Annotated in this window: 11 protein-coding genes and 1 tRNA gene; 7 read left to right on the forward strand and 5 right to left on the reverse strand. The window is 65.7% G+C overall.

Annotated features, from left to right (window positions below; translation table 11 throughout):
* The 4 genes from ARGLB_RS19720 to ARGLB_RS19735 all read right to left on the reverse strand — a co-directional run.
* Positions 1 to 816 (reverse strand): ABC transporter permease (locus tag ARGLB_RS19720; RefSeq protein WP_003805827.1); only part of this gene is annotated, 816 nt, incomplete at its 3' end.
* Positions 817 to 872: 56 nt separating this feature from the next.
* Entirely contained in the window at positions 873 to 1,868 is a 996-nt protein-coding gene (locus tag ARGLB_RS19725; RefSeq protein WP_003805828.1) for a substrate-binding domain-containing protein, read from the reverse strand.
* A 138-nt stretch (positions 1,869 to 2,006) separates the two neighbouring features.
* The gene (locus tag ARGLB_RS19730; RefSeq protein WP_003805829.1) at positions 2,007 to 2,801 is read right to left on the reverse strand and encodes a TIM barrel protein; all 795 of its coding nucleotides are present in this window, start codon (positions 2,799 to 2,801) and stop codon (positions 2,007 to 2,009) included.
* Positions 2,798 to 3,934 (reverse strand): Gfo/Idh/MocA family oxidoreductase, encoded by a 1,137-nt coding sequence (locus tag ARGLB_RS19735; protein WP_003805830.1) that lies wholly within the window; start codon positions 3,932 to 3,934, stop codon positions 2,798 to 2,800. The genes ARGLB_RS19730 and ARGLB_RS19735 overlap by 4 nt, the downstream gene beginning before the upstream one ends.
* A gap of 108 nt (positions 3,935 to 4,042) precedes the next feature.
* On the opposite strand from ARGLB_RS19735, the gene ARGLB_RS19740 reads away from it, so the two are divergent.
* On the forward strand, positions 4,043 to 5,041 hold the full coding sequence (locus tag ARGLB_RS19740; RefSeq protein WP_003805832.1) for a LacI family DNA-binding transcriptional regulator: 999 nt from the start codon (positions 4,043 to 4,045) through the stop codon (positions 5,039 to 5,041).
* A gap of 27 nt (positions 5,042 to 5,068) precedes the next feature.
* Here the strand turns inward: ARGLB_RS19740 and ARGLB_RS19745 are convergent, their stop codons facing one another.
* Positions 5,069 to 5,545: a MarR family winged helix-turn-helix transcriptional regulator gene (locus ARGLB_RS19745; protein WP_043419948.1), complete on the reverse strand. Its 477-nt coding sequence runs from the start codon at positions 5,543 to 5,545 to the stop codon at positions 5,069 to 5,071.
* A gap of 95 nt (positions 5,546 to 5,640) precedes the next feature.
* Between ARGLB_RS19745 and bcp the strand changes: the two genes are divergently transcribed.
* From bcp to ARGLB_RS19775, 6 genes are all read left to right on the forward strand, one after another.
* Positions 5,641 to 6,120 carry a thioredoxin-dependent thiol peroxidase gene (gene bcp, locus ARGLB_RS19750; protein ID WP_003805835.1) on the forward strand — a complete coding sequence of 160 codons (480 nt, stop codon included), beginning with the start codon at positions 5,641 to 5,643 and terminating at the stop codon, positions 6,118 to 6,120.
* 128 nt (positions 6,121 to 6,248) lie between these two features.
* Positions 6,249 to 6,330 (forward strand) — tRNA-Leu (locus ARGLB_RS19755).
* 259 nt (positions 6,331 to 6,589) lie between these two features.
* Positions 6,590 to 7,261 carry a fasciclin domain-containing protein gene (locus ARGLB_RS19760; RefSeq protein WP_003805836.1) on the forward strand — a complete coding sequence of 224 codons (672 nt, stop codon included), beginning with the start codon at positions 6,590 to 6,592 and terminating at the stop codon, positions 7,259 to 7,261.
* Between the two features lie 248 nt (positions 7,262 to 7,509).
* Positions 7,510 to 9,186 (forward strand): ABC transporter substrate-binding protein, encoded by a 1,677-nt coding sequence (locus ARGLB_RS19765; protein ID WP_003805837.1) that lies wholly within the window; start codon positions 7,510 to 7,512, stop codon positions 9,184 to 9,186.
* Between the two features lie 77 nt (positions 9,187 to 9,263).
* On the forward strand, positions 9,264 to 10,769 hold the full coding sequence (locus tag ARGLB_RS19770) for a malate:quinone oxidoreductase (protein ID WP_043419951.1): 1,506 nt from the start codon (positions 9,264 to 9,266) through the stop codon (positions 10,767 to 10,769).
* A 78-nt stretch (positions 10,770 to 10,847) separates the two neighbouring features.
* Positions 10,848 to 14,066 carry an efflux RND transporter permease subunit gene (locus ARGLB_RS19775; RefSeq protein ID WP_003805839.1) on the forward strand — a complete coding sequence of 1,073 codons (3,219 nt, stop codon included), beginning with the start codon at positions 10,848 to 10,850 and terminating at the stop codon, positions 14,064 to 14,066.
* Positions 14,067 to 14,115: the final 49 nt, after the last annotated feature.

Here is a 14,115-nt window from a genome sequence, read left to right on the forward strand (position 1 = left end):
ACCCTCACCGGACTGCACGGCGTCGAACGCGAAAAGGTTGTGCATGCCCAGGATCCAGCCGCAGAACCCCACGGCCATGAACAGCCCGATCTTGGTCCTGGTCACCGGCACACCCACCGCGCGGGCGGCGTTCGCGTCGCCGCCGGCCGCGAAGATCCAGTTGCCCATCCGGGTGCGCAGCAGCACCCACGAGGCCACCGCCACCAGCGCGATCCAGATGAACACCGTGATTTTGACCTCCACCCCGCCCAGCGTCACCGAGGAGGCGAAAATGGCCTGGGCCGAAGAGAAGCCGTCCATGTTGGAGATCGACGGCGAGGATACGGACCCGCCGATAAGCCGGGTCAGGCCCAGATTCAGGCCGGTCAGCATCAGGAACGTGGCAAGGGTGACGATGAAGCTGGGCAGCTTGGTCTTGATCAGGATCCAGCCGTTAATGAAGCCGATGCCCAGCGAAACGACCAGGGCCAGGCCGACGCCGACCCACACATTGGTGCTGAAGTACCAGCTGAACAGGGACGCCGTCAGGGCAGAACTGATCACCGCGACACCGGTGGACAGGTCAAACTCGCCGCCGATCATCAGCAGTGACACGCCCACCGCCATGATGCCGATGGTCGAGGAACCATACAGCACCGTGGCGAACGCATTCGGCTGGATGAAAGTCTGGGACACGGATGCGAAAAACACGAACAGCACGATCGCGCCGACAAGGGCGCCCACTTCGGGACGGCCAAGCAGCTTCTGCAGCGGATTGCGCCGGCCGACACGTTCGTCGGTCACCGCCGGCTTGGTAATGGTCGGGGTCATGGTCATTGGAATGCTCCTTGCTGCCCGGTCCGGCGTCTCCGCCGGACCGGGCTGGCGGGCTGCTAGCGGATACCCTGCTGGGCGAAAGTGAGGGCGTTGGCTGCTCCGGCCTTGTCCACGATGGTGGGGCCGGTCAGGACGGGCTGGCCGCCGCCGAGTTTGAAGCCGCCGCGCTTGGCCTGCCACAGCGCGTCCACCGAGCCGTACCCCTGCAGCCATGGCTGCTGGTCGACGGTGAACTCGACGGCGCCGTCGGCAATCTTCTGGGCCAGCTCGGCGTTCATGTCAAAGGAGGCCACCTTGGCCTTGCTGCCGGCCGTGGTCACCGCCTTGAGGATGGTCAGGGTGTACGGCGCACCCAGCCCGATGATGACGTCTGCATCGGCGGTGGCCTGCAGTTTGGCCGTCACGGTGGAGGACACCTGGGTCATGTCCGTACCCTGCACGTACAGGATCTCGGTTGCCGGAACCTTCGACTTCACACCTGCGCAGCGGGCTTCAAGACCGACGTGGCCCTGTTCCTGGATGACGCAGACGGGGTGCTTGAGTCCGAGGGAGTTGAGTTTGTCGCCCACCGCTTCACCGGCGAGTTTCTCATTGGAACCAAAGTGCGTGAAGGCGCCCAGCTGCGCGAAGACAGACTCGCCGGCATTGAGGCTCACCACAGGAATGCCGGCATCTGTAGCTTTCCTCAGGGCGTCCTTCAGGGCGTCCGGCTTGGCCAGGGTCACTGCGATGCCGTCCACCTTCTGGTCCACGGCCTGCTGGATCAGCTGGGCCTGACGGCCGCCTTCAGGGTCCGAGGTGTACAGCAGCTCAACGTTATCTTTGGCCGCGGCTTCCTCAGCGCCCTTGCGGACAATGTCCCAGAAGGTGTCTCCGGGAGCGGCGTGCGTGATGAGGGCGACCTTGATACGCGGCGTCGACGCGGCCTGGCCGCCGGCCCCGGCATCTGCGTTCTCCGCTGGCCTGCCTCCGCTGCTTGAGCAAGCGCTGAGAGCCATCATCGGCACGACGGCGGCAACCAGCGCCGCCTTCCGCCATGAAAATTTCTTCACCGAAAATCTCCTTTGATCCGGACTCCGGCCGCGCCACGTCGCAGCGGCCGAAATGTTGATATCTCCGATCATCGTGACTCGGATCACTCTTGTCAATGTTTGTCCTAACATTAGGACGATAATAGTTTTATCCCCTGGCTATCCCACCAGGAAGGCCTCCCGGAACGCCGACAGCGACTGATCCCCCGCCGCCAGTCCCGGCCCACCCGAGGCACCCGCTTCCAGTCCAATGACGCCCGCGTAGCCGACGTCGGCGAGCGCCCCTGCTACGGCGCTGTAGTTGATCTCCCCCGTTCCAGGCTCGAACCGGCCCGGGACGTCGGCTACCTGGATTTCCCCGATCCACGGCAGAGCTGCACGGACCAGCTCAATCAGGTTTCCTTCGCCAATCTGGGCATGATAGAGATCCAGCATCATCCGTACGTGCGGGTGGCCGACGGCGGACACCAGCGCCAGGGTGTCCTTGGCGCGGGCCAGCGGTATGCCCGGGTGATCCAGGGCCGTATTGAGGTTTTCCAGCGCAAAGACGACGCCGTGCCGTTCACCGAGCCGGCCCAGCCTCTCCAGGGTGCGGAGGCCGGTTAGCCACATTTGCCCGGTGGAGCGGTGGAGCGGCCGCACGGCGGCCCCGCCGTCGCCAAGTTCCGCCGGATGCACCACCATTCGCTCGATACCCAGCTCCAGCGCCGCCGGGATGAGGTTCTCCGCCGATTCAACAACCCGGTCCGCGTTGGCCGGATCAATGAGGCTGCCGCCAAAGTAGCCGCTCATGGAGGAAAAACGGGCGCCTGTTGCGGCCAGTGCTGCAATGTCCCGGTTCCGCGTGTCCCAGAGTTCCACCTCGAACCCCTGCTCATGAATGCGCCGCACCCGCTCGATGAGGGGCAACTCGCCGTAGATCATCTCGGCGCATGCTGCCAGCCGGAAGCTCATGCGCCCTGACCCGTGAAGTGCTGTCCCGCCAGCTGCAGCTCCGGCTCGGCCGCCTGCAGATGTGCCACAGCCGAAACGTCCACCGGCAGGCCGGTCTCGTGCGACCGGATGGCCGCTAGAGCCACGGCGAGCGCGTTGCGGGCATCGACGCCGCCCGGAACCGCCTTTCCGCCCGGTGCGCGTCCGGCCCGCCGGGCCGCAATGCCGTCGACGAACCGGGCGAGCTCCGCGGTATATGCGTCATGGAAGAGATCGATGTTCAGCCGCACGGTGTCCGAGGCAATGCCCGCGGCTGTGTAGCTCACGGCGTTTGATGCCCGCGGCCCGCCTGCACTGACCATGCCGGCCGATCCGAAGACTTCGCCCCGCACGTCGTAGCCATACAGGGCATTAAAGTTGGCTTCGGCCACCGCGATGGCCCCGTTGCTGTAGGTGACCGTGACCACCGCCGTATCCAGCAGGCCTCCGGCTTTCGCTTCGGGGGCGACGAGGGCGTCAGCCACTGCATGCACCTTCAGCGGAACCGCGCCCGGGTTCAGCCAGTTCAGGGTGTCGAAATCATGGATCAGCGTTTCCAGGAAGATCGTTCCGGGCGCAATCCGCTCCGGGACGGCGATTCCGGCCGCGGTGCCCGGGTCCCGGGTGAGGGACCGCAGGAGCTGCGGAGTACCTACTGCGCCCTCGTCGATAAGTTTCCTCGCGGCGGCGAAGTCTGCAGCGAAGCGCCGGTTGAAGCCAAACTGGACATTAACCCCGGCGGCCTCTGCAGCGGCCAGCGCCTCGTCCAGTTCTTCAACAGTGCGGCCGCCCGGCTTTTCGCAGAATACGTCTTTCCCGGCCCGGGCCGCAGCCGCGATCAGGCCGGAATGGAATCTTGCCGGCGATGCCACCAGGACCCCATCAATGTCGGGGTCGTTGATCACGTCCGCTGGATCTGCCGTGATTCTGGCGACGCCGAGCTTGCCCGCCAACGCCTTGGCGGCGGGAAGCGCGGGGTCAGCGACGGCATCCAGCCGCGCATGCGGAATTCGGAGGGCCACTGACTCGGCGTGGAAGGCACCGATCCAGCCGGCTCCGATCAGGCCGAGCCGGACGGGGCGGCTGCCGGCGGCGGGCTGCTGAATATAGGTCATGAATCATCCTTCTTCTCAGGCTTCTAGATCGTTCTAGTGAACTGATCGTGGCACAGCTTTTAGCTTCTGTCTAGATCGTTCTATAGACTGCTGGCAGGAGGGAGGAACATGACTGAACAGCAACGGCGCCCCACCCTGATGGACGTCGCCGAAGCGGCCGGCGTTTCACGGGCACTGGTTTCCATCGTGATGCGTGGCGCGCCCGGCGCGGCAGAAGCCACGAGACAGAAAGTGCTCGACGCCGCACGCGAACTCGGCTACCGGCCGGACAGCCGTGCGCGGCTGCTGCGCAGTACCCGGACCAAACTCCTGGGCCTCAGTTTCTCCACAGCCCACGCGTTCCACGCCGAAATTGTGGACGCGGCATACGCTGAGGCCGGCGCTAAAGGCTACGAACTCGCACTGGGCGGCGTCACCAGTGGCAGGCCCGAGGCCCGGACCATCGAGGCCCTGTTGGATTTCGGGTCCGAGGCGCTGATCCTGATCTCGCCAACACTCAGCAGCGACGAACTGGCACGGTATGCCAGTCAGGTGCCGGTGGTGAGCCTCCTCCGGAACGACGTCGGCGACGCCACCGATTCCGTGAGCAGTGATGATTACGCGGGCATCCGGATGGCGGTGGAGCACCTGGTGTCCCTGGGGCACCGGAGGATCGTCCATATCGACGGCGGTTCCGCGGTCTCCGCCGAACCGCGCCGGTCTGCCTTCCGGGCGGAGATGGAACGCCGTGGCCTGGAGCCGGCCATCATTGCCGGGGGCGCGATGGAGGAAGACGGGATGACCGCTGGCAATTCCCTGGGCCCGGTCATGCCGACCGCCGTCATCGCCTTCAACGACAGGTCAGCCCTCGGGGTCATCGAGAGCCTCCGGGCACAGGGGCAACGGGTCCCGGCAGATGTGTCAGTGCTGGGCTACGACGACAGCCAGTTCGCACGGCTCAGCTATGTCCAGCTGTCCTCGATCAGCCAGGACGCGCCACAGCTTGCCGCCGCGGCCGTGGACCGCGCCGTGGCGCGGATTGAAGGAACCCAGTCGGCCGGGCATGTCGTGCGGACCCCGCATCTGGTGGCACGCAGGACCACTGCAGCTCCCCCTGCCGGCGGGTAGCCGCCGATACCGGGAATGGGCCTCGGGCTAGGAATTGGCCTCGACGGCCAGCCCGGTGTCGGCGCTGGCAACGATGGCGTTGGTCTCCGGCGACGCGAAGCGCTTAGCCAGCTCCCGGACCACAGCCTGAAGTTCCTGGCGGAGCAGATCCGGGTCAATGGACGCTGCGGCGAGGACCGACCGTTCCATGTCTGCTGCAGCCATGACGGCTTCAGTGCCCCGCTCCGTGAGCGATACGACGTGGCTGCGCCGGTCCGACGTGCTGCGCTGGCGCACAATATGCCCGTGCGACTCGAGGCGGCTCAGCGTTTTGCCCATGGTCTGGGCCTGCACCCGGACAAGCTGGGCCAGCTGCGCCTGCGTCATGGGGCCACTGTTGTAGAGCACCTCGATGGCGATAACGCCGGCATGGGTCAGGCCGATGGCGCCCAGCTTCTCGTTCCATGAGTGCTCAACAAGGCGGGCCGCCGTGGACAAGAGACGCCCTGTGGGCCAGCGATCCATATCAGGCATAGCACCAAGTATAACTAAGCCTGATTAGTACCCGACACGAAGCCTTACTAAGCTGTCATGTCCCGCACCAAAACAAGGAGACAACGTTGGCTGAAAAACTTACGCCCGGCGACACCGCCCCCGCCTTCACACTGAAGGACGCTACGGGAGCGGACGTGAGCCTCAGCGATTACCGCGGCCGGAACACCATAGTTTATTTCTATCCGGCCGCCGCCACGCCCGGATGCACCAAGCAGGCCTGCGACTTCCGGGACAGCCTGGCATCCCTTCAGGCTGCCGGCTACGAAGTGCTGGGGATTTCGCCTGACCCGGTGGGCAAGCTGGCCAGTTTCGCCGACGCCCAGGGCCTCACCTTCCCGCTCCTGTCGGACGAGGACCATGCAGTTGCCGAGGCCTACGCCGCGTGGGGCGAGAAGAAGAACTATGGCCGGACCTACGAGGGCCTCATCCGTTCCACCGTGGTGGTGGACCCGGACGGCAAAGTTGCCGTAGCCCAGTACAACGTCCGGGCTACCGGGCATGTCGCCAAGCTGCGCAAGGACCTCAAGCTCGAAGAGGTTGGATAACCCTGCGCCTGACAGACTGGCCGCACCTGCCGCAAGGACCGCACAGGTGACGGTACAATTGAGGCTGGCATCCGCCGTCGTACGTTTCCTGCTGCTGACAGCACGCAGGGCGCACCAGGCGGGGCCGGGCGCGAGTGGTGAAATTGGCAGACACGCAGGATTTAGGTTCCTGTGCCTTCGGGCGTGGGGGTTCAAGTCCCCCCTTGCGCACAACAGCAAATGAATGGGGAAATCCCGGGCTACGGCCCGGGATTTCCCCATTTAACCGGCCACTGCCAACGGGCGCCCACGAGGCCGCCGAAAAATCTTTCCAGGTTCACCCATCCGCTGCCGCCGACCAGGCGAATACCCAGTGAGACACCGGCCACCTGTCCAACAACCCGGCCGGTGCCCCACAGTCGGAAAGGATCGCCGGGAGACGCCATACCCCCTGCGGTCCCGTTCATCGGCACAACTAAGGAGAACCGAAATGCAGTCTTTCAAGCGCTCAACCTTCACCGTCGCAGGCGTTGCAGCCGCCGCTCTGCTGAGCCTCACCGCCTGCGGCGGCTCCGCCGGCACGTCCAGCAGTTCGTCGGCCGCCGCCGAGCCGTCCGCCTCCAGCATGGCGCCATCACCGTCTGAGACATCGGCGGCGGCTATGGATCCGGCCGCCAACCTTGCCGGGCCCGGCTGTGCCGACTACGCCAAGCAGGTTCCCAGCGGCAAGGGTTCCGTCGCAGGCATGGCCCTGGATCCCGTGGCCGTCGCCGCCTCGAACAACCCGTTGCTGAAGACGCTGACCGCCGCGGTCTCCGGCAAGCTGAACCCGAAAGTCGATCTCGTTGACACGCTGAACGGCAGCGAGTTCACGGTGTTCGCGCCGGTTGACGACGCTTTCGCCAAGGTCGATGCGGCAACGATCGAGACCCTCAAGAAGGACGACGCCCTGTTGAGCAAGATCCTCACCTACCACGTGGTCCCGGGCCAGGTCACTCCGGACAAGATCGTTGGCACGCACAAGACCGTGCAGGGCGGATCGGTAACCGTGACCGGCACCAAGGATGCCCTCAAGGTGGACGGCGCCAACGTGATCTGCGGCGGCGTCCAGACGGCGAATGCCACCGTTTACCTCGTGGACTCGGTGCTGATGCCGAAGTAGATACTGACCCTGGCCCGGGACCCGTCCCGGGCCAAGACCGCGGTCCGCACCCGAGGGTGCGGACCGCGGTCCTTTGCTGTGCGGGCCTCCTGCGCCGCCCGGTGCCGCCCCGCGCTCCGTCCGGACGCCAACCGCGCCGGCGTGTCCTGGCTCACGCATAAGCCAAGGGTCCGCAATCCGTCAATTAGACTGGGTGGCGGGCAAGCAGCCGCCCACGCGCACCCCAGCAGTCCAGAGGTGGTAATCGAGTGCCCAGCAGCAGTATCCCGCGCCGTACGGCCCTCAAGACCGGCGCCGTCCTTCTGGGCCTGTCCCTCACTTCCTGTACGAGCGAAGCCGAGCCCACGCCGTCGTCCGCTGCGGCGAGCACCACAACGGCCGCCGCAGCCCCTTCCGAGACCTTTACGTTCGGCACGGCCTCGCAGCCTCTGAGCCTGGATCCCGCCCTGGCCAACGACGTCGAGTCGCAGCGGGTCACCCGGCAGGTGCTGGAGGGCCTGGTGGGCGTCGACCAGACAACGGGCGAGCCCACGCCGCTGCTGGCAACGGCATGGGCGGAAGCAGCCGACGGCCTGTCCTACACATTCACCCTTCGCCCCGGCGTCAGGTTTCACGATGGCTCCCCGTTCAACGCCGACGCCGTCTGCACCAATTTCGACCGCTGGTTCAACTTTTCCGAGGCGCTGCGGAAGCAGGCTCCGGGAGCCACCTTCAAGGGAGTGTTCAAGGAACACGCCGACCATGCCGAGCTGTCCGTCTTCAAATCCTGCACCGCCCTGTCGGCCCTGCGGGTGCGGATCCGCCTCACCGAGCGCTTCACAGGCTTCCTCCAGGCCCTGACACTTCCCGCGTTTGCCATGTCCTCCCCCAAGGCACTCGCCGCGGGTAAGGCCGACCAGCTCAGCCTTAGGCGCGGGAGCCAGGCACTTTCCGCCTACGCCACCCACCCTGTGGGCACCGGCCCCTTCCGCTTCTCCGCGTGGAACAGCGCGGGCGTCACCCTTACGGACAACAAGGACTACTGGGGCACCCGGGGACAGATTGCCACCCTCCAGTTCGTGACCTACGACCACCCGCAGACGCGGCTGCAGGCCCTGCTGGACGGCAGGATCGACGGCTATGACGCCGTGACGGTGGGGAACTTCGACCAGCTCGTCAAACGCGGCAAGCAGATCATCCAGCGGGACCCCTTCTCTGTGATGTATCTGGGCATGAACCAGGAAATTCCCGTGCTGAAGGACCTCAAGGTCCGCCAGGCCATCGAACTGGCCATCGACAAAGACACGCTGATCAGGCGCTTCTTCATCGACAACACGGCCCAGGCCTCACAGTTCGTTCCGCCCAAGCTGAGCGGCTTCAACAACAACGCACCCGCGCTGGGCCACGATCCAAGCAAAGCGAAGGAACTCCTGGCAGAGGCCGGCTACAAGGGCCAGGCCCTGAAGTTCTACTACCCCATGAATGTCACGCGGCCCTACCTGCCCACGCCGGAGAAGGTCTACGCGGAGCTCAGCCGCCAGCTCACGGCAGTCGGACTGAACATCCAGCCCGTCCCCGTGGACTGGACGGACGGCTACCTGCAGAAGGTTAAGAACCCCGGCGACCATGCCCTGCACCTGCTCGGCTGGAACGGCTCCTACGCCGACGCGGACAACTTCCTGGCGCCGCTCTTCGGCGAGAAGAACGGCGAGTTCGGCTACCAGGACCCGCAGGTGTTCTCCAAGATCGACCGCGCCCGCGGACTCCCGGACGGCCAGGAGCGCACGCAGCAGTACCAGACAATCAACGCCCAGATCGCGGAGTCGCTGCCCGCCGTGCCCATTGCTTTCCCGATCTCCGCCCTGGCCCTGTCCGACCGGGTGATCAGCTATCCCGCCTCGCCGGTATTAAATGAAGTTTTCACGAAGGTCCAGCTGAGGCCTTGACGCCGGGGCGCAATTTCAGTTAGAGGGCGGTGCAGGGATATTCTGTGACAGCCAGAGCCGCCTACGGGAGACTGATTGTGACCTTCATTTCCAAGACCCAACATGCCGACGTCGTCCTCATTGGCGGCGGCATCATGAGCGCCACGCTGGGTGCTTTCATCAAGCAGCTCGAACCCAACTGGACCATTTCCCTGTTCGAGCGGCTCGACGAGGCCGGCCTGGAGAGCTCAGGACCGTGGAACAACGCCGGCACCGGACACGCCGCGCTGTGTGAGCTTAACTACTCCCCCGCAGCCAAAGACGGCTCGGTCAATCCTGCCAAGGCACTGCACATCAACGAGCAGTACCAGCTGTCCCGCCAGTTCTGGTCCCATCTGGTGGACAACTCCCTGATCGGCTCCCCCAAGGGTTTCATCAACACCGTTCCGCACATGAGCTTCGTCATCGGCGATGACAACTCGAACTTCCTCAAGACCCGGTACAACGCGCTCAAGGAGCACACCCTGTTCCGGAGCATGGAGTACTCCGAGGACTTCGCGCAGATCGCCAAGTGGGCGCCGCTGATCGTCAAGGGCCGCGACACCAAGCAGCGCGTCGCCGCCACCCGCGCCGCCGAAGGTACCGACGTCGACTTCGGTGCCCTGACCCGTGAGCTCACCGGCTACCTGGCCAACAACGGCGTCGAAATCAACTACGGCCACAACGTCACCGATGTCCGCAGGGCGTCCGACGGCGGCTGGGACCTTTCGCTCAAGCACCCCGCTTCCGGTGAGCGCGGCAGCATCCGGGCCAAGTTCGTCTTCGTCGGCGCGGGCGGCGGAGCGCTGCACCTGCTGCAGGCTTCCGGCATCCCGGAGAGCAAGGGCTTCGGCGGGTTCCCGGTCTCCGGCCAGTTCTTCCGCTGCACGGATCCGTCCCTCGCATCCCAGCACAACGCCAAGGTCTACGGCCAGGCTTCCGTCGGCGCGCCGCCCATGTCGGTGCCGCACCTGGACACCCGCTACGTCAACGGCAAGCGCTCCCTGCTGTTCGGCCCGTACGCCGGCTTCTCCACGAACTTCCTGAAGAACGGCAGCTACCTGGATCTCCCGCTGTCCATCCGGCCGAGCAACATCATCCCGATGCTCGCCGTGGCCAAGGACAACATGGACCTGACCGCCTACCTGGTCAAAGAGGTGGCCAAGCGCCACGGTGACAAGGTGGAGGCGCTGCGCGAGTACTACCCCGAGGCCAAGGACGGCGACTGGGAACTCATCACCGCCGGCCAGCGTGTGCAGATCATCAAGAAGGATCCGAAGAAGGGCGGTGTGCTGCAGTTCGGAACCGAGGTGATTGCCGCCCGCGACGGTTCCATCGGCGCGCTCCTCGGCGCTTCACCGGGAGCCTCCACGGCCGTGCCCATCATGATCGAGCTCCTGCAGAAGTCCTTCCCCAAGAACTTCAAGGGCTGGCAGTCCAAGCTCAAGGAAATGATGCCGGGCTACGGCGTCAAGCTCAACGAAAATCCGGAGCTGGCGGCGGAACTCGAGAAGGCCACCGCCAAGAGCCTCCAGCTGGAAGCATCGCCCGCAGTCCAGCGATGACCGTCCAGCGCTGACCCGGCGCGGGTTGCGGCAGGCACCACCGAAGGCACACAGTCCGTCGACCCAGGAGATCAAGCGATGTTCCGGCTGGCCCACCTATCCCTCGGGAACCGCGCACTCATCGCGCTGATCACCATCTTCGCCTCGGTGTTCGGCGTGATCACCATGTCCTCGCTGAAGCAGGAACTCATTCCCTCGATTGAGTTCCCGCGGATCACGGTGATCACGTCGATGCCCGGGGCGTCGCCCGAGGTGGTGGACAAGCAGGTCAGCCGGCCGCTGGAGACCGCGCTGAACGGCGTCGAAGGCCTGGAGTCGACGTCGTCCACGTCCCGCAATGGGGTCTCGCAGATCAGCCTGGTGTTCACCTACGGTTCCAACCTGGACCGGGCCCGGAACCAGATCGACCGGGCGATCTCCAACGCCAAGCGCACGCTGCCCGACGAAGTCCAGCCCCAGGCCATGGCGGGCAGCATCAGCGACTTCCCGATCGTCTTCCTCGCCGTCTCCTCCGACAAGCCGCTCAGTGAGCTGAACACGGACCTCCAGCGCCTGTCGGTACCGAGGCTGCAAAAGCTCGACGGCGTCCGCGGCGCCGACGTGACGGGCGGCGCCAGCCGGCACATCCTCATCCAGCCGAAGGCGGCCAGGATGGCCGCCGGCGGTGCCAGCGTCCAGTCCCTGCGGAACGCCCTGACCAACAACGGTGATCTTGTCCCGGCGGGCACCATCGAGGAAAAGGGCCAGAGCCTCTCCCTGCAGATCGGCAGCCCGGTCGACTCTGTAGCCGCCGTCAAGGCGCTGCCGCTCAGCGGGGCCAACGCCGGCACCACCATCGGCTCCGTGGCCGACGTCAGCATCAAGGATGACGCCCGGACGTCCATCACCAGGACAAACGGCCGCGAAACGCTTGCCATTTCCGTGACGAAGAAGCCCGAGGGCGACACCGTCGCGATCTCGCACGCGGTGAAGGAATTGCTTCCGCAGCTCGAGGCGGAGCTCGGCTCGGACGCCAAGTTCACCGCCGTCTTCGACCAGGCACCCTTCATCGAGAAGTCCATCAAGGACCTCACCACGGAAGGCCTCCTGGGACTCGGTTTCGCGGTGGCCGTCATTCTCCTCTTCCTCATGTCCGTCCGCTCCACCCTGGTCACCGCCGTCTCCATTCCGCTGTCGCTGCTCATCACCTTCATCGGCCTCTCCGGTACGGGATATTCGCTGAACATCCTCACACTCGGGGCGCTGACCATCGCCATCGGCCGGGTGGTGGACGACTCGATCGTGGTGATCGAGAACATCAAGCGGCATCTGAGCTACGGCGAAGCCAAGCTCACCGCCATCCTCACCTCTATCCGTGAAGTTGCGGGTGCCATCACGGCATCCACACTGACCACCGTGGCCGTCTTCCTCCCGATCGCCTTCGTGGGCGAGCTCGCAGGCGAACTGTTCCGTCCGTTCGCCCTGACGGTCACCATTGCGCTGCTCTCCTCGCTCCTGGTGTCCCTGACCATCGTTCCCGTGCTCGCGTACTGGTTCCTGAAGAGCCCCGCAACCGGAGGCGGCGCCGAGGCCCCGCTGTCCGCCGCGGAGGTCCAGGCGCAGGCGCACGAGGCCGAGCAGCGCAGCATCCTCCAGCGCGGCTACCTGCCCGTGCTGAACAAGACCCAGAAGCACCCGGTGCTCACCCTGGTCGCCGCTGTCCTGGTCCTCGGCGGGACCGCCGCCATGACGCCGCTTCTCGCCACCGACCTTCTGGGACGCTCAGGCGAGAACAGCATGACGGTGAAGCAGGAACTTCCGGCCGGCACGAGCCTTGAAGACACCAGCGCCGCGGCCCGGAAGGTCGAGGACGTGCTCCTTGGCATCGACGGAATCAGGGACGTCCAGGTGACCTCCGGCAATGCGCAGGCGGGCTTCACCGCGCTGACGTCCTCCGGTGCCTCCAATTCCTCGTTCACGGTTGTCACCGACGAAAAAACGAACCAGGGCAAGCTGCAGGAGACCGTCCGCAGCGAACTGGCGACGGCAGGTGCTGCGGGCAAAATCTCCGTCGGCTCCCAGCAGGGCGGCTTCGGGACGTCCTCCACGGTGGACATCACCCTGAAGGCAGCGACCTCCGAAGACCTGAGGAAGGCCAGCGACGCCATGGTGAAGGCCATGACGGGAGTTCCCGGAAGCAGCGAGGTGACCACAAACCTCGCCTCCAGCCAGCCTGTGGTGCAGGTCAAGGTGGACCGGGCCGAGGCCGTTGCCGCGGGCCTGACCGAAGAGCAGGTGGCCGGTGTCCTGGCCTCGACCATCAGCCCCGTCCCCGCGGGCACGGTGCGCATCGACACGGACGATTTCCCCGTCCAGATCGGTGAAGGGAAACGCTTCACCAGTATCGCCGCCGTCCGCGACATCCCGCTCCCAACCGCCTCCGGCCCGGTCCCGCTCAGCCGGATTGCCGCCGTCGAACAGGTCGATGTCCCCCTTTCCATCACCTCCAGCAACGGCCAGCGGACCGCGCAGGTGTCCGTCACGCCGTCGGGATCCAACCTGGGCGCCGTCAGCGCCGAGGTGCAGCAGCGCCTCAAAGCCGTGGACCTGCCGGCCGGGGTGACCGCGGAGATCGGCGGTGCCACCACCCAGCAGGCAGAATCGTTCCGGCAGCTCGGCCTTGCACTGCTGGCCGCCATCGCCATCGTCTATGTGATCATGGTGGCGACGTTCAAGTCCCTGGTCCAGCCGCTGATCCTCCTCGTTTCGGTGCCGTTCGCCGCCACCGGAGCGGTTGCCCTGCTTCTGGTCACGCAGGTGCCGCTGGGACTGCCGTCGCTGATCGGCATGCTGATGCTCGTGGGCATTGTGGTCACCAACGCGATCGTGCTGATCGACCTCATCAACCAGTACCGGAAACCGCGCGGCGGCAAACCGGGGATGAGCGTGGCCGACGCCATCACCCACGGTGCCCGGCAGCGGCTCCGCCCCATCCTGATGACCGCACTGGCCACGGTCTTCGCGCTGACCCCCATGGCCCTCGGCATGACGGGCGGCGGCGGGTTCATATCGCAGCCGCTGGCCATCGTGGTGATCGGCGGGCTGGTCTCGTCCACGGCGCTCACGCTGGTGCTCGTCCCGGTGCTGTACCGGCTGGTGGAGGGGCGGAAGGAGAAGAAGGAGCTCATGCGCCAGCTCAAGGAACGGCCCGACTTCTCCGCCGCCGAGGACGACGTCGATGCCGAGTTCGCTGACTGGACCACCGGCATGGTGCCCAAGCTCAGCGGCCGCCGCGCCGCCCCCGGCTCCCCCGACTGACCCCTCCTCATCCCTTCCTCCCCGACTGACCCCGCCTCATCCCTTCCTC

The organism is Arthrobacter globiformis NBRC 12137 (assembly GCF_000238915.1).
GTDB classification, from domain to species: domain Bacteria; phylum Actinomycetota; class Actinomycetes; order Actinomycetales; family Micrococcaceae; genus Arthrobacter; species Arthrobacter globiformis.